Consider the following 21,402-nt stretch of genomic DNA (forward strand, 5'->3'; position numbering starts at 1 on the left):
ACTTACACCTCCTTGTTCTCACGAAAGATATCCATAATTGCCGCCATTCTGGGGTCCGGAACAAAGGTGTCGCAATCGCATGTCCCTTCATTCAAATCTTTCCCGCAGACACTGCAAAGTCCTTTGCAGTCCTCTTTACAGAGAATTTTCATCGGCCAGCATGTAATGATTTCATTGCTTATCAGGCTGTCTACATTCAGCTGATATCCTTCCAGGAATCCGCTTTCCTCATCCTGTTCCTCCGCATTAGCCACATCGGGCGATACGGCAGCCACAGAAGCGTGAACCGCAAATTCTCTTGTTACTTCACGAAGGCACCTGTCACATTTCAACTCCACAGTCACCTCTGCATCTGCTTCAATCAACGCTCTCCCCTGACCATTGTTGGCAAGAGTAAGCCTGACGGGTGTTTTCTCAAGAATCCTGAAATCCTCACCCTGAAATCGTATGCTTGTCAGCTCCAGAGGAACCTCTTTTGTAACAGACTTTTCTTCTTCTGTAAAGACATCTGTCAAATTGATTAACATAGTAGACTCCCAACGAATCCGGTCAAGCCGAATCCCATTCGCACTTCAACAATTATACATAACCATGCACATTTTGTCAACCACCAAATTTTCCTTCTATTCATCCCGCACAATACCATGTCCCAGCAGATAATTCTTCCAAAGCTGGTAGTACTTCGCTTTCAAATGTATCTGGTCAAAGGTATATTCCGTCACCAGGTCGCCGTTGGCATCGCAGACCGCATCATTTACTTCCAGATAGAAGATATCCTGATTGTTGGCCATGGCTGCCAGCGCCTCGTTCCTTTCATTAATAGCGGCATTGTTGAACACCTTATCCGTACGGCTCTTTTCACCGCTTACGCGCATGATTCCCTGTACGAAAATAATAGCCTCCGGCTGCAGCTGTCGTATCCGGTTCACAGTGTCGGCATAAACGGTAAAGAAGCTTTGCGTTGTCCCTCTTCCCAGCTCATTGATTCCCAGCATTATATAGATCTTCTTAAACTGCTTCTGTGACAGTGCCTCTTCAATCGTCACCTTCGTGCCGTCGTCCAGCTGGGCCACCTTTTTGGGCGATTCAAATACATTATAAATCGTCAGCGAGGTCGCCGCATAGAAGGTAGCGCGATCCCGCATTCCTGCGTATTCACACAATCCCACCGTTCTGGAATCCCCAATGAACAGCGCGTCATTAAAATAATCCTCGCTCACCGTAGTGAATTCATATGTTTTATTGGTATCCTCTTCCGAAGCACCCTGCTGTTCCTGCCCCTCTGCCAGCTGTTCCTGGCTCTGTGCTCCGTTCTCCGGCGCATTTTCCGGGTTCTCAGCCTGGGAAGCCCCTACCCCTTCAGCCGGAACCTGATTTTCGGATACGCCTCCGCCGTCCGGTATCTGCATGGGAATTTCCTGCTTTATCTGCTCCGGAGCCGGTTGATTGATCAGCTTTCCGAACTTATCATACATCGGCTGCACGGGATTGCCTGATACCAGTCCGTCCCCCGCCAGGAAATTGCCGCTGACCGAGTTCTGCGATACACTGCCCTGCCCGTTTCCCTCAGCCTGATCTGACCCATTATCCGAATCCTGGGTAGCCTGTGTTTCCTCAGGTTCCGGCATTTCCGCCGTATCCGGAACATTTTCCAGGGCTTGCGTTTCCTGCAAAACGCTGTTCTCAGTATCTGTTCCCGCTTCCGCCATCGTCTGGCTGGCATCGCTACTGCCGAACAGCTCCCACGGATACACGCCGTCCTTCCATCCCTGAAAAACCAGAGACAGCCCCGGCGTCATCCACCCGTCCGGCTTACTGTAGGCTGCATAGATACTGTGCTCACCTGCGTACCCGGCTCCTGTTATTACCAGCCCGCTCACAAGCAAAAGCAGAAAGAGCGGACATTTTTTCCAATTCTTCATTATTATGCCACCTTAAAATCTGAAATACATAAAAGGATTGTTAGCCGCATTCGAAAGCTGGTAAACAGCCGCCCAGAAAATCACCAGCACAAGCGCATATCCATACCATTTCCGTTTATGCCTGTTAAACCATACGGATACCGCCGGTATGCAGAAGAAAATACCGCCCAGCAGCAGCCACCAGTACATGGAAAGATACTTGAACACATCCCCGGGATTCAGCGTTTCTCCCACACCGAAAAAGGGGAACAGCCTGCCGAAATAAATGCCCAGATCCTTCAGGCTGGTCACTGCAAAAATCACCCAGGTAAGAGGGATTATAATCCACACATAAACATGGGACAGCACGCTGTGCCGGCTCAGCCACTTTCCATATATAAGCTTTTCCAGAATCACAAAAACGCCTACCGTAATGCCCCAGACAAGGAAATTCACACTTCCGCCGTGCCACAGCCCTGTCAGCAGCCAGACAACACACAGGTTCAAAACCAGCCTGGGCAGCCCTTTCCTGTTGCCTCCCATGGGAATATAGACATAGTCCCTGAACCAGCTTCCCAGCGTCATATGCCACCTTCGCCAGAAATCACTGACCGAAACAGCCATGTAAGGCTGATTGAAGTTCTTAATATAAGGCAGCCCAATCATCATGCCGATTCCCACCGCCATCAGGGAATAGCCTTCGAAGTCAAAATACAGCTGCAGGGAGTAGGTAAACGCTCCCAGCCAGGCCAGGGGCGTGGAAATACTTTCAAAACCGATGGTCTGGATATCATTCCATAAAAGTCCCAGCTTGTCCGCAAGCAGCACCTTGGCCCCCAGACCGATTACAAGCAGCCGCAGGCCCTCTTCAAACTGCTGCGGCGTACAGCGGGGCGCCTCCAGGCTGTCCTGCGCATCCCCATACCGCATGATAGGGCCGCTTGTCAGCTGCGGGAACATGCATATGTAAGAGCCGAAAATCCAGAAGGAACCGGCAGCCTCCGCCTTTCCCCGGTAAACATCCATCTGATAGGAAATCATTTTAAAGGTATAAAAACTGATTCCCAGGGGAAGGAGGATATTGCTGTCCGCAGCATTTCCAATTTTGAAAAAAGCAAGCACTCCCACATCCGTTGCCAGCGCCAGCAGAAGCCATTTCCGCTGCTTCTTATGCCGCCACCTGCTGTGCGGGCAGGGCGATTCGGGATCCGTGCGCATATTCCGCCCGATAAGGAAATTAAGCGCCGTACACGCCAGCAGCAAAAGGACAAACTGTGGCTCCCCGCAGGCATACATCAGGATACTGCTGATAAAAAGTACAATTTTTCTGTATTTTACAGGGGTGAGATAAAAAATAACCAGAAAAACAGGCAGGAACCGAAAAAGGAATTCCAGACTGCTGAATACAAGGCTATTCTCACTCATTATCTTTCCTATTTCAAATCCTGCCACATTCTCCACTCCAAACGTCATTTCTAATTCAGTATTACCGCGGCCCCAGCCCCACTGTCCCGGCATTGGACCATGCATTTGCATTCCGCCCGCCATATTGATTACGACATAAAATGACCTGCCACGGCCTATTAAGCATAATACATTTTAATAGGAATGAAAAGAGAATTTTCGCGATTTTTTTAACTTAATGAAATCTTAATATTACTGTAATAATTTACAATCTGCTGCCGCAAAGCGCCTTACAGGCTCTTCTGCGCCTCCCTGGCGGCACATACGCCGGCCTTCATTTTACTCACGTATTCCGCAAGAGCTTCCCCGGCCTGCCCTCCCTTTTCGGCGATAATTTTCACAATAGCGCTGCCCACAATAGCCCCGTCGGACAATGCCGCCATCTGCCGGGCCTGATCCGGCGTGCTGATACCGAAGCCCACCGCGCAGGGGACATCCGTAACTTCCCGGATCTCTTTGACAATGGCGCCTAAATCCGTGGTGATTTCACTCCTTACACCGGTTACTCCCATGGAAGAGACGATGTAGAGAAAGCCTGCTGCCTGCGAAGCAATCTTCCGAATCCGTTCCTTAGAGGTAGGCGCAATCATGGAAATCAGATCCACGCCATGTGCTGTTGCCGCAGGCGCCAGCTCCCCCTTTTCTTCAAACGGAAGATCCGGAATGATGATGCCGTCCACGGAAAGCTCCCCGCATTTTTCAAAAAACCGATCATAACCATAGTGGAATACCGGGTTCAGATACGTAAGGAACACCAGCGGAATCCGAGATTTTTCCCTGACCCTGCGTACAATATCAAACACACCGTCCGTGGTCATCCCTGCGCCGAGGGCGCGGATATTGGCCTCCTGTATCACCACACCCTCCGCCGTCGGATCGGAAAAGGGAATGCCGATTTCCACCAGATCGGCCCCTGCCTTCTCCATTTCCAGAATATATTCCACCGTTTTATCCGCATTCGGATCCCCCGCGGTAAGAAAGGCAATAAAAGCCTTTCCGTTTTGAAATGCATTTTTTATGTTACTCATAAAGCTTCCTCCCTCTGTAGCGCGCTATAGCCGCCACATCCTTATCGCCTCTGCCTGACAGACAGATAATAATATTTTCTTCCGGCCCGTACTGCCTTGCGGTTTTCATCACATGGGCCACCGCATGGGCGCTTTCTATCGCACAGATAATCCCCTCCGTGCGCGCCAGATATTCAAAGGCCTCCACAGCCTCCTCATCGGTTATCGGCACATACTGCGCTCTTCCCGTATCGTGCAGATACGCGTGCTCCGGCCCGATCCCGGGATAATCCAGCCCTGCGGAAATGGAATAAACCGGCGCTATCTGTCCGTATTCATCCTGGCAGAAATAGGATTTCATCCCGTGGAACACTCCCAGCGTCCCCTTAGCCATGGTAGCCGCATGCAGCTGTGTGTCCACGCCTTTTCCCGCGGCCTCACAGCCGATGAGCTTCACGCCCTCATCCTCAATAAAACGATAAAACATTCCCATGGCATTGCTGCCGCCGCCCACGCACGCCACAACCGCTGCCGGAAGCCTTCCTTCCTTTTCCAGAATCTGCTCCCTCGCCTCTTTGCTGATTACGCTCTGGAAATCACGCACTATAGTAGGAAAAGGATGAGGCCCCATCACGGAACCCAGCACATAATGGGTATCAGACACCCGGTTGGTCCATTCCCGCATGGTTTCATTCACCGCATCCTTCAAGGTCTGCGTTCCGCTGGTTACCGGATGCACCTTTGCGCCAAGCAGCTCCATCCGGTATACGTTCAGCGCCTGTCTGTCCGTATCCTCCTTCCCCATAAAAACCTCGCACTCCATGCCCAGCAGCGCCGCGGCCGTAGCGGTTGCCACCCCATGCTGCCCTGCTCCGGTCTCCGCGATCACCCTGGTTTTTCCCATCTTTTTGGCCATGAGCACCTGGCCCAGCACATTATTTATTTTGTGGGATCCGGTGTGGTTCAAATCCTCCCGCTTCAGATAAATCTTCGCGCCGCCCAGATCCCTGGTCATCTTTTCCGCATAGTACAGAAGGGAAGGCCTGCCGGCATATTCCTTTTGCAGACGATCCAGCTCCTCCAGGAAATCCGGATCCTTTTTATAAAATTCATAGCATTCCTCCAGGCGGATCAGTTCATTCATCAGGGTTTCTGAAATATACTGTCCTCCAAAAATACCAAAACGTCCCTTACTCATCGCAATTCTCCCTTTCTTTCCCGGCCAGCCTGACCGCTCTCATAAAATCCAGTATTTTCTGCCGGTCCTTTACCCCGGCGTTTTCCACACCGCTGCTTAAATCCAGCGCATATGGTTCAAACAGCCGCACCGCCTCCGCCGCGTTGCAGGCATTCAGCCCTCCTGCCAGGAAAAAGGGCTTTCCCAGGCTTTTTGCTTTTTCCGCCACGGACCAGTCAAACACCTTCCCATCTCCGCAGCCGCCGTCAAGCAGCAGATAATCGGCGCTGCTTTCCTTCCATGCACCCAGCTGCCTGCCATCCGTAATTCTGACGGCCTTAATCACCTTTTTCCCGCTCTCCTGCCTGATAAGCCGGATTTGTTCCTCTGTTTCCTGTCCGTGAAGCTGAACCGCTTCAATGGTTCCATCAAACAGGAGCCTGAGTATCTCCTCCGGCTTTTCATCCACAAACACGCCCACCGGGCAGATTTCCCTGCGAAGTAGCCTCCGAAGGGCGGCCGCCTGGGACGGCTCCACCTGTCTGCGGCTTTTTGCGAAGACGAAACCCACATAATCGGGACATGCCTCATTAACATAGGAGATATCCTCTGTCCGGCTCAGTCCGCAGATTTTAATCTTCGTCCTTCTTTCCGCCTGCTTCTCTTCTTCCTGAAAAGCCGCCGGTATCAGGGGGCTCACAGCCGGCCGCGCAGTCTTTCCAGTTCTCTGCGCTTGTCAGGGCTGCGCATCAGCGTCTCCCCAATTAAAACTGCGTTTGTGCCGTTTTCTTCCAGTATCCGGATATCCTCCGCCGTCTTCATGCCGCTTTCGGAAACGAACAGAATTTCTTTTGGAACCAGCTCCCGCAGCCGCACCGAATTGCTGATATCCACCTGAAAGGTTTTTAAATCCCGGTTGTTCACTCCGATAATCCTCGCGCCGCACTCCAGCCCCTTTTTTACCTCATCCCTGTCATGCGCCTCCACCAGCGCCGACATCCCCAGGCTGTCCGCCAGCCTGAGATACCGCTTCAGTTCCTCCTCCCGCAGAAGCGAGCAAATCAGCAGGACTGCCGACGCCCCCAGCAGCCTGGCCTCATATATCATGTATTCATCTATGGTAAAATCCTTCCGCAGTACCGGAATATGGATCTTAACTGCAATCTCCTGCAGATACCTGTCGCTTCCCATGAAAAAATCAGGCTCCGTCAGGACGGAAACAGCGGCAGCCCCCGCCTTTTCATATTCCCCTGCAATCTGAAGATAGGGGAAATCAGGCGCGATAAGCCCTTTTGACGGAGACGCTTTTTTCACCTCACAGATGAAAGAAAGCTCCTGCCCGGCAATGGCTTTTTCAAAAGGAAAGCCCGTAACAGCCGGAAGTTTCTCCGCTTCCTCCTGCAGTCTGTATAAAGGGACCCTTTTCCTGCGCTCCGCTACCCGTTCTCTTGTTTTATCCGCTATGGTTTCCAATATCATACCCAATCCTCCTAGCTTCTGGAGCAGGCGGCAAACTCCTCCAGCTTCCGCTTCGCTTTTCCGCTGTCGATGATTTCCTCCGCCATTCTCACGCCCTCCTCCATGCTTTCCGCCCTGCCCGCAATATACAGGGCGGCGCCTGAATTCAGTACCACCGCATCTCTTCTGGGACCTTTTTCCCCGTCAAGGATCTTTAAGGTAATCTCCGCGTTTTCCTCCGGCGTCCCGCCTTCCAGCTCCTTCTTATCACATTTATGAAAGCCAAACTGCTCCGGTTCGATGTAGTAGGTTTTATAGCTGCCATCCTTTACCTCACAGACAAAGGTTTCCGCGCTCATGGATATTTCATCCAGCTTATCCATCCCATACACTACCATCGCGCTCTTTACGCCAAGATTTACAAGCACTCTTGCCAGCGGTTCCACCAGCTCCTTGTCATACACGCCCATAACCTCCATATTCGCTCCCGCCGGGTTGGCCAGAGGACCCAGGATATTGAATACGGTACGGATTCCCAGCTCCTTACGCACCGGCCCCACATAACGCATGGCTGTATGGTATTTCTGGGCAAACAGGAAACAGATTCCGATTTCCTTCAGCAGCTCCGCGCTTTTGGCCGGGGCTATGGTAATGTCCACGCCCAGCGCCTCCAGCACATCCGCAGCGCCGCATTTGCTGGAAGCGGCCCGGTTGCCGTGTTTTGCCACAGGTACGCCGCCGGCCGCGATCACCAGGGCGGACGTGGTGGAAATGTTGAAGGAATTGGAACGATCCCCTCCGGTCCCCACGATTTCCAGCACATCCATGTCATTCAGAAGCCGGACACAGTGATTTCTCATCTCCTCCGCCGAGCCTGTGATTTCCTCAATGGTTTCCCCTTTCATGGAAAGCGCCGTCAGATATGCGCTTTTCTGGATGTCGCTGGCCTCTCCGCACATGATCTCATTCATAACCGTTTTGGCGGTTTCATATCCGATATCTTCTCCGTTTGCCAGTGTGGCAATTGCTTCTCTAATCATTTCTGTATTCCTTTCTGTTATATTATATATTACTGGTTTCCTCCGCCCGGATGGCCTTAAAAGACCTGCAGCAGATTTTTAATTATTGTTATTCCGGCGGGCGTCAGCACCGATTCCGGATGAAACTGGACACCATATACAGGATATTCCCGGTGTTCCACGGCCATCACTTCCCCGTCTGCCGTTCTGGCAGTTATCCGAAGCTCCTCCGGTATGCTCTCCGGCTCCGCCCCCAGCGAATGATACCTGGCAACCTGTATGGAGCCGCCCATCCCCCGGAAAAGGCGGCTTTCCTCTTCCAGAAAGGCTTCCGAGGTCTTTCCGTGCATCAGCTGTTTTGCATATCCGATTTTCGCGCCAAAGGCCTCACAGATAGCCTGATGGCCCAGGCAAACCCCAAACAGCGGTATTCTGCCGGAAAGCTTTCTGACCACCTCTTCACACACACCGGCCCGGGAGGGCTTCCCAGGGCCGGGGGAGAGAACAATCAGTTCCGGCCCCATGGCCTCAATCTCCTCTACGGTTCTCTCATCATTGCGGATAACCCGGATATCCGGATTTACCGAGCCAATCAGCTGATACAGGTTATAGGAAAAGCTGTCATAATTATCAATCAGCAGTATCATCTGTCAATCCCTCCTTCCGCCATCTCAAGCGCAGTCATCACTGCCTTTGCCTTGTTAATGCATTCCTGATATTCCTTTTCCGGCTCGCTGTCCGCCACAATGCCGGCGCCGGAGCGGATGAATACCTTTCCGTTTTTTGCATAGGCCAGGCGGATGGCGATGCAGGTATCCATATTTCCGGTAAAGCCCAGATAACCAATGGCGCCGCCGTAGATCCCCCTCTTATTATCTTCCAGTTCATTAATGATTTCACAGGCCCGCAGCTTGGGCGCACCGGAAAGCGTTCCCGCAGGCAGGATGGCATCCACTGCATCCAGCGCGTCTTTATCCTCCCGAAGGCTTCCCGAAACCGTGGATCCGATGTGCATTACATGGGAATAACGCTGGATGCTCATGTATTTTTCTACCTTAACCGTTCCTATGCCTGCGATCCTGCCGATATCATTTCTTCCCAAATCCACCAGCATATTGTGCTCCGCACATTCCTTTTCATCTGCCAGAAGCTCTCTTTCCAGCCGTTCATCCTCTTCCCTGTCCGCCCCTCTCGGCCTCGTTCCGGCCAATGGGAAGGTATAAAGCCTCCCGTCCTCCAGTTTTACCAGAGTCTCCGGTGAGGCGCCCGCTATTTCCATGCTGTCTCCAGAAAAATAGAACATATACGGCGAAGGATTCATGGTACGCAGTATCCTGTAGGTATCAAACAGGCTCCCTTCCATATCCGCCTCCAGCCGGTTGGAGAGCACCACCTGAAAAATATCTCCCTCCCTGATATAATGCTTTGCCCTTTCCACCATGCCGCAGTATTCTTCCTTTTCAAAGAGCGGCCGGAAACCGGAATGAAGCCTCAGCGGAAGGATCTGTGCTTTCCGTCCTCTTCGGATCAGCTCCTCCATGTTCCTCAGTTCCTCCATGGCTTTATTGTAAGTGTGATCCAAATCATCCGTTTTCGCATTGGCTATGAGAATGATTTTCTGCCGGTAATTGTCAAAAGCGATTACTTTATCAAAAAGCATCAGATCCACATCCTGGAATCCTTCCGTATCCGCGGCATCCAGCACAAGGCCCGGTTCGCTGTACTTGATGTAATCGTAGGAAAAATATCCCACTAGGCCGCCTGTAAACGGAGGAAGCCCCTCCACCGCCGGACTTGCGTTCTCCGACAGCAGCTGACGGATGCACTCCCCGGGGCCGCCCTCCGCCCGGATGGTGTGGAGTGCGTTTTTTATCTGTACCGAACCGTTGCGGCAGGTAATTTCCAGCGCCGGTTCATATCCAAGGAAGGTATATCTGCCCCACCGCTTATTATCCTCTGCGCTTTCCAGCATATAACAGTGCCTGCTGATATTTTTCAGAATCCGCATCACCTCTGTGGGAGTTATTGCATCCGCATAAAGCTCTCTGGTCAGCGGCACCAGCCCGTATTCTCCCTCCTGCGCCATTCTTTTTACCTGTTCCAGGGTCATCTGTTCCATTTTTATACCTCCTGCTTCCTGCCCGGACGGTGCGCTCCGGCAAAGCCTTCGCAATACAAAAAACCCGTCCAAGACAGAATCCTCATAAAAGTTTTCTGTCAAGGACGGGTGAATAAACTGCTCCCGCGGTGCCACCTTGATTCACGCAAATAGATAAACTGCGCGCTCTCGCCGGATACTATCATATCCGCGGCAACTGACGTATGCCTCACGTCACGGCTACTGGGCCAGCCTCTGCGGCTGCCTTCACCATGCCCTCCGTGGTCCATTTAACAGGCTGCGTCCTGTCCGTTCTCAGCATTCCGGACTCTCTGTAAGTGCACGATCTATTTTTATCTCCACATCATCGGTTTTCAAAATATTATTAAGTTGTTTCATGTTTTATTTTATTGCATTATAACGCTAAAGTTTCATAAAAGCAAGCAAAAATTTTAGGATTTTACAATTTCAGCGGTTTCCCTGGCAATCGCCAGTTCTTCGTTGGTGGGGATTACCAGTACCTTAGTGCCGCTTCCGGGCCTGGAAATTATGATTTCCTCGCCTCGTTTATGGTTTGCTTCCTCGTCCAGGGTTATCCCCAGGTAGGACAGGCTTGCGCATACCATATCCCGGATAATAGGGCTGTTTTCTCCCAGCCCTGCGGTAAAGCAGATGGCGTCTGCGCCGTCCATTTCCGCGACATACGCGCCGATGTATTTGATAACTCTCTGGGAAAAAGCTTTTAAAGCACGGGCTGCGTCTTCATTTCCTTCCAGGTAAGCGTCCTCCAGGTCACGGAAATCGGAGGAGAAGCCGTTGGAAAGGCCGTACACGCCCGATTCCTTGTTCAGGATATTCATGATTTCATCGATGCTTTTGCCTTCTTTATGGGCAATGAATTCGATGATGGCGGGATCGATGTCGCCGCTTCTGGTGCCCATAACCAGGCCTTCCAGAGGGGTAAGGCCCATGGAGGTGTCGATGCACTTTCCGTATTTCACTGCGGATACGGAAGCGCCGTTGCCCAGATGGCATACGATGATTTTCAGGCTTTCAACGGGCTGCCCCAGCACAGCCGCCGCTCTTTTGGAAACATAAGCGTGGCTTGTGCCGTGGAAACCATATCTCCTGATTTTGTAATCCTGGTAATAACGGTAAGGAATGGCATACATATATGCTTCTTCCGGCATCGTCTGATGGAAGGCCGTATCGAATACGCCCACCATGGGAGTTCCCGGCATCAGCGCCTCACAGGCCTCAATGCCGATTAAGTTGGCCGGATTATGAAGCGGCGCAAGCTCACAGCAGTCCTGGATCGCTTTTTTTACTTTCTCCGTAATCAGGGTGGCTTTTGAAAAATGCTCCCCGCCGTGTACCAAGCGGTGTCCTACGGCGCCGATTTCATCAAGGCTTTTTACCACGCCCGTTTTTTCATCCGTCAGGGCCTTCAGCACAAGGCTGACCGCTTCCTTATGATCCCTCATGGGAGCTTCTGTAATCTGCTTTTCTCCTCCCGCAGGAGTATAAACCAGCCGGCTTCCTTCGATGGCAATTCTTTCACACAGTCCCTTTGCAATCAGCTTTTCACTTTCCGAATCTATCAGTTGGAACTTCAGGGATGAACTTCCGCAGTTAATTACTAAAATATTCATTGGACAACACCTTTTCCCTTTTCTTTTATCACAGGCCGTGGTTAATGAGGAACGCTACGGCTGCCATGCCTTTTTAAACAAGCTGTGCCTGTACCGCCGTCAGCGCAACAACACCTACGATATCCTCCCAGGAACAGCCTCTGGACAGATCGTTGACGGGTCTTGCAATTCCCTGAAGCATGGGGCCGTAGGCTTCCGCCCTGCCCAGCCGCTGAACCAGCTTATAGCCGATGTTGCCCGCATCCAGGTTGGGGAAAATAAGCACATTTGCCTTGCCGGCCACATCGCTGTCGGGAGCCTTGGATTTGGCCACCTTGGGAACCAGCGCGGCATCGGTCTGCAATTCTCCGTCCAGCGTCAGGTTCGGATATTCCTCATGGGCAATTTCCACTGCCTTAACTACTTTGTCAACCAGCGCATGGTGTGCGCTTCCCTTGGTGGAATGGGAAAGCATGGCAATAATGGGCTTTGCGCCGATGAGCTGCTTGAAGCTCTTTGCGCTTGTATCGGCGATGGCAGCCAGTTCTTCCGAGGTGGGATCCTGATTCAGACCGCAGTCTGCAAAAAGGAAGGTCCCGTGCTCGCCATATTCACAGTCCGGCACATCCAGGATAAAGAATGCGGAAACCAGCTTCACGCCGGGAGCCGTACGGAGTATCTGCAGGGAGGGCCTGAGCACGTCCGCAGTGGCATGACACGCACCGGCAACCATTCCGTCCGCATCATTGGCTTTTACCATAACCACGCCGAAGGTCAGAGGATCGCTCAAAAGGATCTCCCTTGCCTTTTCCGTGGTCATTCCCTTTGCTTTTCTTGTTTCGTAAAGGATCTCCACATACTCATCCAGCTTGTCTGTCTTGTTGGGATCAATCACCGTAACCCCGGTCAGATCCACTTCCAGCCAGCCGGCGCCGTCCATAATCTTCTCTTCATTGCCCACCATAATAATGTTGGCAATTCCCTCCTGCAGCACATGCGCGGCTGCAATCAGCGTTCTTTTGTCATTTGTTTCAGGCATTACAATTGTTTTTCTATCAGACCTAGCCTTCTCTTTAATCGTATCAATATAAGACATACCCAAAAAACTCCTTTCTATTCCACTTCTTCCAATTTTTGTCGTCCACTTTTCGTCTAGCTAAATTATACAGAATTCTTTTTTTGTATACAAGGCTATTTTCCTGATTTTATTGTACAAAATCTTGCACATTTCACCAATGGGCATAAATTGTTCGTGAATTGTTACTGTTCACACAGTACTGTGCATTTACTGCACAGTACGTAAGAAAGTGATCCAAGAGTGCATAAATCCCATTGCCGCAGGCAATTTTTAATGGATTTATGCAGTTACTGGTTACGGAGTGAACAGTAACCGTGAATTTGTACAAAAGCAAGAGCCGCAGCTCACGCTATTGTCCCGCCCGAAAAAACATGATATGCTTTTTGTGATTAGGAGTAACTGTTCAGCCCCTCACAGTTACGATTAGGAAATAAAAAACAACTGCGGAAAGTCCGAGTAGCATTAACAATCAGACCCTATGGAGGAAAAATAACCGATATGAAGGTCACAGGAATTATAGCCGAATATAACCCCTTCCACAAAGGACACGAATACCAAATAAAAAAAGCCCGCGAACTGACAGACGCCGATTACGTAATAGTAGTGATGAGCGGAGATTTCACACAACGGGGCGCCCCGGCTTTACTTGATAAATACACCAGAGCCAGAATGGCCCTGGCCTGCGGCGCGGATTTGGTACTGGAGCTTCCGGTACGATATGCCTGTGCAAGCGCAGAATTTTTTGCAGGCGGAGCCGTCTCCATCCTGGACGGCCTGGGCGTTGTGGATTATCTGTGCTTTGGAAGCGAATCCGGAGATACCGAAAAAATCGCCGCATCCGCCCATACCCTCCTCTCCGCCGAACAAGACGACGAATACCGCCGACGCATCAGACAAAATCAAAAAGAAGGCCTCTCCTACCCCGCCGCCAGGGCCAAAGCCCTTAATTTAAGCGACGAAACCGACGCCCAATACTGGACCCTCCCGAACAACATCCTCGGAATTGAATACTGCAAAGCCCTGACTCTCTCCCAAAGCAAAATGCGCCCCCTCACAATCCTCCGCCAGGGCTCCGCCTACCACGAAGAAAACCTCCCGGCCGCCCCCTGCAGCCAGGAAAGCTTCAGCTCTGCCACCGCCATCAGAAAAGCCCTTCTGGAAGGAACCGGCTTCCACACCGTCAAAGCCTCCCTCCCGGAACAAACCTGGCCAATCTGGGAAACACACCTGAACCAACAAGGTCTTCTCTCAGAACAGGATTTTTCCCTCCTCATCCACTACCGCCTTTTGATGGAGGCCCAAAACGGCTATCAAAAATACGCAGACATCACCCCGGACCTCTCCGACAAACTGAAGAAAAACCTGAATAACTACACCGACTGGAAAAGCTTCTGCCAGCTCCTCAACACCAAAAACCTCACTTATGCCCGCGCCAGCCGCTGCCTCACCCATATACTCCTGAACCTCACCCAGAAAAACCAGGACGCCGGAAAAAGCACCCGCTTCCCCTCCTACGCCCGCCCCCTGGCCTTCACCAAAAAAGCCGCTCCTCTCCTGAACGCCATAAAAAACAACGCCAAAATCCCCTACCTGCCCAAACTATCCGCCGCCTTACCCCTCCTCACCCCCTTCACCACCCAAATGCTCCAGGAAGACATCCAGGCCTCCCACATTTACCAAACCGTTCTCTGCCAAAATTACCACACCCCCTTCACCAACGAATACCAACGCCAACTCCCCATAACCTGACCCCTTCCTTTTTCCCTTATCCCTTTCCTTCCTTTCCGCCCCATAGCCTACCGGACCGGAAGGATAACCGCATCCGCCCCGATTCCCGCCCCTGCCCGTCCGGAGTCCTGTTTCCTTCTCCGGGCTGTGGCAGGGGTATTTTCTGATCCATAAGAAAAAACGGTGGTTTTTCGAACTGCCCCGTTTTTGAAACTGGATAAAAAAATACCCCTGCCACAGCCCGGAGAAGGAAACAGGACTCCGGACGGACAGGGGCGGGAACCGGGGCGGATGCGGTTATCCTCCCGGCCATATTCTAATTCTTAAAGCTGTGGATCGGCGCCGGGATTCTTCCGCCGCGGTTCACAAAGGCAGAGCAGTCAAACTGGTTCACAGGCATAATGGGAGCATGTCCCAGAAGGCCGCCGAACTCCGCATGATCTCCCACGGTCTTACCGATAACAGGAATCAGGCGGACTGCCGTTGTTTTCTGGTTAACCATGCCGATTGCCATTTCATCTGCGATAATCCCGGAAATGGTCGTTGCTTTGGTATCTCCGGGGATGGCGATCATATCCAGGCCTACGGAACAGACACAGGTCATGGCCTCCAGCTTTTCCAGCGTCAGGGCGCCGGCGGATACGGCGTCTATCATGCCCTGATCCTCGCTGACGGGGATAAATGCGCCGCTTAAGCCTCCCACATAGGAGGATGCCATAACGCCGCCCTTTTTCACCTGATCGTTAAGCAGGGCAAGCGCCGCCGTGGTCCCGGGAGCCCCTGCATATTCCAGGCCGATTTCACAGAGGATATCCGCCACGCTGTCGCCGATGGCAGGCGTGGGGGCAAGGGAAAGATCCACGATACCAAAAGGGATTCCCAGTCTTCTCGAAGCTTCCTTCGCTACCAGCTGGCCGACTCTGGTTACCTTAAACGCCGTCTTTTTAATGGTTTCACAGAGCACTTCAAAGCTCTCACCGCGCACCTTTTCCAGCGCGGTTTTAACAACACCGGGGCCGCTGACGCCTACGTTGATGATCTGATCCGCCTCCGTCACGCCGTGGAAGGCGCCTGCCATAAACGGGTTGTCATCCGGCGCATTGCAGAAAACAACCAGCTTCGTACAGCCGGAGGAATCTGTTTCTTTGGTATATTCCGCCGCTTCCAGGATGATTTCTCCCATCAGCTTCACAGCGTCCATGTTAATGCCCGTCTTGGTGGAACCTAAGTTGACGGAGCTGCAGACTCTTTCCGTCCTCGCTAACGCCATGGGAATGGAACGGATTAGCAGCTCGTCCGCGGAGGTCATGCCCTTGGAAACAAGCGCCGAATAGCCGCCGATAAAGTTAACGCCCACCTCATGGGCCGCCTTATCCAGCGTATCCGCTATGGTCGCAAAATCCGCCGGGGTCTTGCAGGCCGCGCCGCCGATGAGCGCTATGGGGGTTACGGAAATTCTTTTGTTTACAATGGGGATCCCGTATTCCCTGGAAATTTCCTCTCCCACCTGCACCAGGTTTTTGGCGGCATGGGTGATTTTACGGTAGATCTTCTCATTTACACGGGATAAATCGGAATCCACGCAGTCCAGGAGGCTGATGCCCAAGGTAATGGTGCGCACGTCCAGATTTTCCTTTTCAATCATCTTGTTGGTTTCATTTACTTCAAATATATTTATCATTCCACAAACCTCTTACTTTCAAATCCTGTGCATCTGACTGAAGATTTCTTCGCTCTGGCATTTGATAATAACGCCGATTTCTTCGCCCAGCCCGGTTAATTCGTCTGTAATATCCCCGAAAGGCTTTCCGGTATGGTTCATGTCCACAATCATCATCATGTTGAAATATCCCTGGACAATGGTCTGGCTGATATCCAGGATATTAATGTTGTTGTCGGCCAGGTAGGTACACACCTTTGCAATAATACCGACCGTATCATGTCCTACTACTGTAATAATTGTCTTCTTCATCAAAAGTTCCTCCGCTTCTTTCGTAATTTTGCAGCCGTTTCACGCCTTCACCTTTACGCGATTTCTATTAAACGGGATACCTCGCTACGTTTCGCCACCTGAATCGGGAAGTCCCCGGCTTTATAGCAGTTATCCGACTGGGTGATTTCCAGCTTCACCGTCTCATAGGCAAGCTCTGGCATGTTGTTTTCCTTGCTCAGATGCCCCAGCACGATATACTGAAGCTTATCATGCAGCAGCCTGCTTAACAGCCTGCCGGAATTTTCATTGGAAAGATGCCCTCTGTCGCCCAGGATCCGCTGCTTGAGCGGATAAGGATAAGGCCCTACCTGAAGCATGTTCACATCATGGTTCGCCTCCAGAAGAAGGGCGTCCATTCCCTTCAGGCACTCCACCGTATAATCGTTATAGGTGCCAAGATCGGTCACCACGCCGATTTTCTGCCTTCCGTAGGAAAAACGGTAGGCCACCGGATCCGCCGCGTCATGGGAAATCCGCATGGGATTCACCGTCATGTCCTTTATGGTAAAGCTTTCATCCGCTTTTACGGTCTGAAACAGCTCCCCGTCTATTTCACCCAGGCTCCTTGCGCCCTTAATGGCATCCACCGTCCTGGTTGTCGCATAAATGGGCACATTATATTTGCGGGAAAAAACGCCCAGCCCGCTGATATGGTCGCTGTGTTCATGGGTGACAAAAATCGCATCCAGTTCACCGGGGCAGATACCAAGGCTCTTCAGCCCTTCCTCCGTCCGCTTTCTGCTTATTCCAACATCCACCAGAACGTGCGTCGTATCCGTTCCCACATAAATGCAGTTTCCGCTGCTGCCGCTTGCAATGCTGCACAGTCTCATAAGTTTCTTACTCCTTCATCCTCCGCCCTGTCTGCAGGCGTACCAAAAGTCTTTGTAATTTCAAACACTCTCTAATATGCCATATTCCGGCGCCGCTTGCAAGGAAAAACTGCAAACGCCCTTCAAAACATCACTCCTGCAGTTTTGCCAGCACCTCATCAATCTGGCGGCAGGTTTCCTGCAGATCCCCGTTATTTTCAATCACTCTCCGGCAGTGGCGGCGGAATTCCTCCTCCGGCAGCTGGCTGTGGAATATATGGTCTATCTTCGCATCCGAATACCCTCTGCTTTCCTTCAGACGCTTTCTGCGCACTTCCTCATCCGCATAGACGTACCACAGCTCATCCACGATCCTGTCATAGCCCTCCTCTATCAAAAGAGCGGCTTCCAGGAAAAAGAAATCCACCTTTCCAAGGCTTCTTTCTTTCTCCACCTCCTGCAATATGTAAACCCTTACAGCCGGATGGATGATACCGTTTACCTGGGAAAGGAGGCAATCATCTGCAAAAATCTTTTCTGCCATCCGTCCCCTGTCAATGGTCCCATCCTCCGCCAGCACATCCTTTCCCAGCAGCTCCACCAGCCGTTCATAGCAGGGCTGTCCGGGTAGCTTGACTTCGTTTCCCACCTCATCCGCAAGCAGGATGCGGCAGCGGCAGCGGGAAGCCAGACAGGAAAGCACCTGTGACTTTCCCGCTCCCACGCCGCCTGTAATACCTATCAGCTTCATTGTAAAACTCCCCTTATTTTGCCTCGTACCAGTTCTTTCCCGTGTGAAGGTCGATTTCCAGAGAAACCGCCAGTTCAGTGGCATTCTTCATTTCCTTTTCCATAATGTCCGCCACCAGGCTCATTTCATCCTCCGCAGTCTCCACAAGAAGCTCATCGTGGATCTGCAGAATCAGGCGGGATTTCAGGTTTTCTTCCTTCAGGCGCTTCCAGACACGTATCATGGCAATCTTGATAATATCCGCGGCCGTTCCCTGGATCGGCGCATTCATGGCTACTCTCTCACCGAAGGAGCGCTGCATGAAATTGCTGGATTTCAGTTCGGGCACCGGTCTCCTGCGGCCGAACATCGTGACGGAATAACCGTTTTCTTTGGCATTTTCCACCTCTCTGTCCAGAAATTCCTTGACCTTAGGATAGGTTTTAAAATATTCTTCAATATACTGCGCCGCTTCCTTCCTGGAAATACTCAAATCCTGACTGAGCCCGAAGGAGCTGATTCCGTACACAATGCCGAAATTCACTGCCTTGGCGTTCCTTCTCTGAAGGTCAGTCACCTCCTCAAATGGAGTGTGGAATACCTTGGCCGCCGTAATGCGGTGGATGTCCGCATCGGAACGGTACGCCTCAATCAGCTGCTCATCCCCGGACATATGGGCGAGCACGCGCAGTTCGATCTGGGAATAGTCCGCATCGGTAAACACATACCCCGACCTGGGAACAAACACCTTGCGGATCAGACGCCCCAGCTCCATGCGCATGGGAATGTTCTGCAGGTTAGGCTCCGTGGAGCTGATTCTTCCCGTGGCGGTAATCGTTTGGTTCAGTGTGGTATGAATCCGGTTGTTTTCCCCGATATAGGCCGCAAGTCCGTCCGCATAGGTGGATTTGAGCTTGGTCAGCCCCCGGTATTCCAGAATTTCCGAAACAATAGGGTAATCCGGAGCCAGCTTATCCAGCACATCCGCGGCGGTGGAATATCCGGTCTTCGTTTTCTTTCCGCCGGGCAGCTGCATTTTTTCGAAAAGGATTTCTCCCAGCTGCTTGGGGGAATTGATGTTAAAGTCCTCTCCGGCCTGCTTATGGATAGAATGTTCAAGCTCCTCTATCCGTTCCACCAGCGCGTCTCCATAGGCCTTCAGCTCCTCCGGACGCACTTCCACGCCTTCCGCTTCCATATCATGAAGCACTCTTGTCAGAGGCATTTCTATTTCCTCAAAAAGCTTCTCCATCCCGGTTTCCCGCAGCTTTTCCCGTAGTCTTGGCTCCGCCATGAAAATCGTATATACAGCAAAGCCTGCATATTCCCGGAAGGCCTCCTCCCTCTCCTGGGACGCCTTCACCAGAGAAAGCTTTTCCAAAAGCTGCTGCCGGCTCTGAATCATCAGGCCCAGCTGTTCATTTGCAATATCCTCTATGCTGTAATCATTTTTCAGCGGGTTGAGCAGATATGCCGCAATCAGCACATCAAAAAACCGCTCCGTCTGATCGCTTTCCAGATACCCATACTGGTTCTTGATCTGGAAGGTGGATAGTTTGACGCCCTTTTTCACCAGGTTTTTCAGCTTGTCCGTCAGGTATTCCTTCGTCAGGAAGCCCTGGGGGATGAAAATCCAAATCTGATCCGCAGCGCTTGCCAGGGCCAGGGCCGCAAAATCCCCGTCCGCCCTGCCGTCCTCCAGCACAAGAAATGCAGCCTTTCCTGCCTTTTCCGCCGCACCGAAAGCTTCCTCCGCATCGGAAAGCTCCGAGGTCATGCGGAAGGTTTCCTTCTGATCATTCTGTGTCACCGCATCTTCTTCAAACCGGCTGAGCAGATTTTTGAATTCCAGCTGTTTAAAGAGTGTGTAGGCTTCCGGGGTAAAAAGATCCTGCAGCCTGACCATATCCCAGGTTACATCCAGTTCACAATCCGTGTGGATGGTTGCCAGCACCTTGCTCAGATCCGCAAGCTCCCGGTTGGCCGCCAGGGACTCCCGGATACTTTTCTTCGTAATTTCATCTAAATGCGCATAAATGTTGTCCAGGGAGCCGTACTGGACCATAAGATCCGTGGCTGTCTTGGGGCCTACCTTGGGCACTCCGGGAATATTGTCGGAGGAATCCCCCATAAGGGCCTTCAGTTCAATAAACTGTACCGGCGTCACCTGGTAGGCTTCCTGAACATCAGAGGCATAATAGTCTTCTATTTCCGTTTTTCCGCCTTTGGTTTTGGGAATACGGATCTTGATATGGTCGCTGGCTATCTGCAAAAGATCCCTGTCTCCGGAAACCAAAGCCACCTCCATTCCTTCCTTTTCCCCGCGCTTTGCCAGGGTTCCCAGAATGTCATCCGCCTCCAGACCGGCTTTTTCCACAGTACAGATGCCCATGGACTGAAGCACCTCTTTCATGACCGGCACCTGCTCCCGCAATTCCTCCGGCATGGGCTTTCTCGTCCCCTTATACTCCTTGAACAGCTCATGGCGGAAGGTAGGCGCATGCACGTCAAAAGCCACCGCCAGATATTCAGGCTTTTCCTCCTCCAGAATCTTAAACATGATATTCAGGAAGCCATATACCGCATTGGTATGGAGCCCCTGGGCATTGCTCAAATCAGGCACACCATAGAACGCTCTGTTCAATATGCTGTGCCCGTCAATCAGAACCATTTTTTTACTCATACAAATACCACCGTTGTCATAACCAGAATGACTGTCAGGATCGCTATGGCTTCAAAATAATATAGCCCTCTCTGCAGCATCTGGCGTATTTTTATATGGCTTTCAGCGGTCTGAAGCCTTGCCGAAAGCTCATCATTCAAATTAAAAGCCTCGCCGTCCTCCAGACGTTCCATTCCTACAGTTACCAGGAACTGGATGCTTAACTCCTCTTTGCAGGACGGACATTTATCCACGTGCTCCAGGAACTGCTTCGCCGTCCTGGTATCCATTTCTCCTTTGATAAAATCAGGAATCAGTTTTTCTGCTTGTTTACAATCCATATGAGCGGCCTCCTTTCCTGTGGGACGGGCAATCCGGGCTTCTTTAATACTATACACCAAAACCACCCTTTTTAAAAGAATTTCCTGAAAAAAGAGTGCGGTCTGCCGGTGTTTTCCTGCGGCTGTCCGTGGCTCCTGGTCCTGGGAGGGAAGGTGGGGGCTGCTTGAGAGGACGGGGTGTGGGGCGGGCAGGGTTTCTGTAAGGGCACGCTTTCGCTCGGTTAAAAATGCAGCGGTACTAACGACGCAAAGGACGCGTCGTAAGGACCGGCGTTTTTATACGACCCTTACAGAAACCCTGCC

Annotated in this window: 19 protein-coding genes; 1 reads left to right on the forward strand and 18 read right to left on the reverse strand. The window is 51.7% G+C overall.

From position 1 onward, the window contains the following. Positions 1–2: 2 nt before the first annotated feature. From FYJ45_RS13550 to pta, 12 genes are all read right to left on the reverse strand, one after another. Positions 3–527, reverse strand: coding sequence for a YceD family protein (locus FYJ45_RS13550; RefSeq protein ID WP_025490199.1), 525 nt, complete (start codon positions 525–527; stop codon positions 3–5). A 96-nt stretch (positions 528–623) separates the two neighbouring features. Then, positions 624–1,922: a GDSL-type esterase/lipase family protein gene (locus FYJ45_RS13555; RefSeq protein ID WP_154465033.1), complete on the reverse strand. Its 1,299-nt coding sequence runs from the start codon at positions 1,920–1,922 to the stop codon at positions 624–626. A gap of 12 nt (positions 1,923–1,934) precedes the next feature. Next, positions 1,935–3,326 carry an MBOAT family O-acyltransferase gene (locus tag FYJ45_RS13560; RefSeq protein ID WP_235930797.1) on the reverse strand — a complete coding sequence of 464 codons (1,392 nt, stop codon included), beginning with the start codon at positions 3,324–3,326 and terminating at the stop codon, positions 1,935–1,937. A 269-nt stretch (positions 3,327–3,595) separates the two neighbouring features. Continuing rightward, a complete protein-coding gene (gene trpA / locus FYJ45_RS13565) occupies positions 3,596–4,393 on the reverse strand; it encodes a tryptophan synthase subunit alpha (RefSeq protein ID WP_021637221.1) in 798 nt (265 codons plus the stop codon). Further along, positions 4,386–5,570, reverse strand: coding sequence for a tryptophan synthase subunit beta (gene trpB, locus FYJ45_RS13570; RefSeq protein ID WP_021637220.1), 1,185 nt, complete (start codon positions 5,568–5,570; stop codon positions 4,386–4,388). Before trpB ends, trpA begins: the two co-directional genes overlap by 8 nt. Further along, complete coding sequence (locus FYJ45_RS13575) at positions 5,563–6,249, reverse strand: phosphoribosylanthranilate isomerase (RefSeq protein ID WP_276891688.1); 687 nt, start codon at positions 6,247–6,249, stop codon at positions 5,563–5,565. The genes trpB and FYJ45_RS13575 overlap by 8 nt, the downstream gene beginning before the upstream one ends. Beyond that, positions 6,246–7,028, reverse strand: a complete 783-nt coding sequence (gene trpC / locus FYJ45_RS13580) for an indole-3-glycerol phosphate synthase TrpC (RefSeq protein ID WP_154465035.1) — start codon at positions 7,026–7,028, stop codon at positions 6,246–6,248. The genes FYJ45_RS13575 and trpC overlap by 4 nt, the downstream gene beginning before the upstream one ends. An 11-nt stretch (positions 7,029–7,039) precedes the next feature. After that, the gene (gene trpD, locus FYJ45_RS13585; RefSeq protein ID WP_021637217.1) at positions 7,040–8,047 is read right to left on the reverse strand and encodes an anthranilate phosphoribosyltransferase; all 1,008 of its coding nucleotides are present in this window, start codon (positions 8,045–8,047) and stop codon (positions 7,040–7,042) included. A 56-nt stretch (positions 8,048–8,103) separates the two neighbouring features. Next, entirely contained in the window at positions 8,104–8,673 is a 570-nt protein-coding gene (locus FYJ45_RS13590) for an anthranilate synthase component II (protein WP_021637216.1), read from the reverse strand. Then, entirely contained in the window at positions 8,670–10,145 is a 1,476-nt protein-coding gene (gene trpE, locus FYJ45_RS13595) for an anthranilate synthase component I (RefSeq protein ID WP_154465037.1), read from the reverse strand. Before trpE ends, FYJ45_RS13590 begins: the two co-directional genes overlap by 4 nt. 431 nt (positions 10,146–10,576) lie before the next feature. After that, entirely contained in the window at positions 10,577–11,776 is a 1,200-nt protein-coding gene (locus FYJ45_RS13600; protein WP_154465038.1) for an acetate/propionate family kinase, read from the reverse strand. A gap of 73 nt (positions 11,777–11,849) precedes the next feature. Further along, the gene (pta, locus tag FYJ45_RS13605; RefSeq protein ID WP_154465040.1) at positions 11,850–12,851 is read right to left on the reverse strand and encodes a phosphate acetyltransferase; all 1,002 of its coding nucleotides are present in this window, start codon (positions 12,849–12,851) and stop codon (positions 11,850–11,852) included. A 480-nt stretch (positions 12,852–13,331) separates the two neighbouring features. Here pta and FYJ45_RS13610 point away from each other — a divergent pair, with 480 nt between their 5' ends. Then, positions 13,332–14,582: a nucleotidyltransferase gene (locus FYJ45_RS13610; RefSeq protein ID WP_154465042.1), complete on the forward strand. Its 1,251-nt coding sequence runs from the start codon at positions 13,332–13,334 to the stop codon at positions 14,580–14,582. Positions 14,583–14,877: 295 nt separating this feature from the next. Here FYJ45_RS13610 and FYJ45_RS13615 read toward each other — a convergent pair whose 3' ends face one another. The 6 genes from FYJ45_RS13615 to FYJ45_RS13640 all read right to left on the reverse strand — a co-directional run bounded on the left by FYJ45_RS13615 (position 14,878) and on the right by FYJ45_RS13640 (position 21,099). Then, positions 14,878–16,242, reverse strand: a complete 1,365-nt coding sequence (locus FYJ45_RS13615) for a PFL family protein (protein WP_021637210.1) — start codon at positions 16,240–16,242, stop codon at positions 14,878–14,880. 18 nt (positions 16,243–16,260) lie between these two features. Beyond that, on the reverse strand, positions 16,261–16,533 hold the full coding sequence (locus FYJ45_RS13620) for an ACT domain-containing protein (RefSeq protein ID WP_021637209.1): 273 nt from the start codon (positions 16,531–16,533) through the stop codon (positions 16,261–16,263). Between the two features lie 53 nt (positions 16,534–16,586). Further along, positions 16,587–17,387, reverse strand: coding sequence for an MBL fold metallo-hydrolase (locus tag FYJ45_RS13625; RefSeq protein WP_021637208.1), 801 nt, complete (start codon positions 17,385–17,387; stop codon positions 16,587–16,589). Between the two features lie 130 nt (positions 17,388–17,517). Then, the gene (gene coaE, locus FYJ45_RS13630; protein ID WP_154465044.1) at positions 17,518–18,117 is read right to left on the reverse strand and encodes a dephospho-CoA kinase; all 600 of its coding nucleotides are present in this window, start codon (positions 18,115–18,117) and stop codon (positions 17,518–17,520) included. Between the two features lie 13 nt (positions 18,118–18,130). Then, on the reverse strand, positions 18,131–20,779 hold the full coding sequence (gene polA / locus FYJ45_RS13635; protein ID WP_154465046.1) for a DNA polymerase I: 2,649 nt from the start codon (positions 20,777–20,779) through the stop codon (positions 18,131–18,133). Continuing rightward, positions 20,776–21,099: an anti-sigma factor gene (locus FYJ45_RS13640; protein ID WP_025490208.1), complete on the reverse strand. Its 324-nt coding sequence runs from the start codon at positions 21,097–21,099 to the stop codon at positions 20,776–20,778. Before FYJ45_RS13640 ends, polA begins: the two co-directional genes overlap by 4 nt. Between the last annotated feature and the right edge of the window lie 303 nt (positions 21,100–21,402).

The organism is Eisenbergiella porci, from assembly GCF_009696275.1.
In the GTDB taxonomy this organism is placed as follows: domain Bacteria; phylum Bacillota; class Clostridia; order Lachnospirales; family Lachnospiraceae; genus Eisenbergiella; species Eisenbergiella porci.

Bases quoted from the DNA above. Each gene is read 5' to 3' on its own strand.
- FYJ45_RS13590 (WP_021637216.1), bottom strand. From the start codon at position 8,673: ATGATACTGCTGATTGATAATTATGACAGCTTTTCCTATAACCTGTAT.
- FYJ45_RS13550 (WP_025490199.1), bottom strand. From the start codon at position 527: ATGTTAATCAATTTGACAGATGTCTTTACAGAAGAAGAAAAGTCTGTT.
- FYJ45_RS13610 (WP_154465042.1), top strand. From the start codon at position 13,332: ATGAAGGTCACAGGAATTATAGCCGAATATAACCCCTTCCACAAAGGA.
- trpD (WP_021637217.1), bottom strand. From the start codon at position 8,047: ATGATTAGAGAAGCAATTGCCACACTGGCAAACGGAGAAGATATCGGA.
- FYJ45_RS13555 (WP_154465033.1), bottom strand. From the start codon at position 1,922: ATGAAGAATTGGAAAAAATGTCCGCTCTTTCTGCTTTTGCTTGTGAGC.
- FYJ45_RS13625 (WP_021637208.1), bottom strand. From the start codon at position 17,387: ATGAGACTGTGCAGCATTGCAAGCGGCAGCAGCGGAAACTGCATTTAT.
- trpA (WP_021637221.1), bottom strand. From the start codon at position 4,393: ATGAGTAACATAAAAAATGCATTTCAAAACGGAAAGGCTTTTATTGCC.
- FYJ45_RS13560 (WP_235930797.1), bottom strand. From the start codon at position 3,326: ATGAGTGAGAATAGCCTTGTATTCAGCAGTCTGGAATTCCTTTTTCGG.
- FYJ45_RS13615 (WP_021637210.1), bottom strand. From the start codon at position 16,242: ATGATAAATATATTTGAAGTAAATGAAACCAACAAGATGATTGAAAAG.
- polA (WP_154465046.1), bottom strand. From the start codon at position 20,779: ATGAGTAAAAAAATGGTTCTGATTGACGGGCACAGCATATTGAACAGA.
- trpB (WP_021637220.1), bottom strand. From the start codon at position 5,570: ATGAGTAAGGGACGTTTTGGTATTTTTGGAGGACAGTATATTTCAGAA.
- FYJ45_RS13620 (WP_021637209.1), bottom strand. From the start codon at position 16,533: ATGAAGAAGACAATTATTACAGTAGTAGGACATGATACGGTCGGTATT.
- trpE (WP_154465037.1), bottom strand. From the start codon at position 10,145: ATGGAACAGATGACCCTGGAACAGGTAAAAAGAATGGCGCAGGAGGGA.
- pta (WP_154465040.1), bottom strand. From the start codon at position 12,851: ATGTCTTATATTGATACGATTAAAGAGAAGGCTAGGTCTGATAGAAAA.
- coaE (WP_154465044.1), bottom strand. From the start codon at position 18,117: ATGAAGCTGATAGGTATTACAGGCGGCGTGGGAGCGGGAAAGTCACAG.
- FYJ45_RS13600 (WP_154465038.1), bottom strand. From the start codon at position 11,776: ATGAATATTTTAGTAATTAACTGCGGAAGTTCATCCCTGAAGTTCCAA.
- trpC (WP_154465035.1), bottom strand. From the start codon at position 7,028: ATGATATTGGAAACCATAGCGGATAAAACAAGAGAACGGGTAGCGGAG.
- FYJ45_RS13640 (WP_025490208.1), bottom strand. From the start codon at position 21,099: ATGGATTGTAAACAAGCAGAAAAACTGATTCCTGATTTTATCAAAGGA.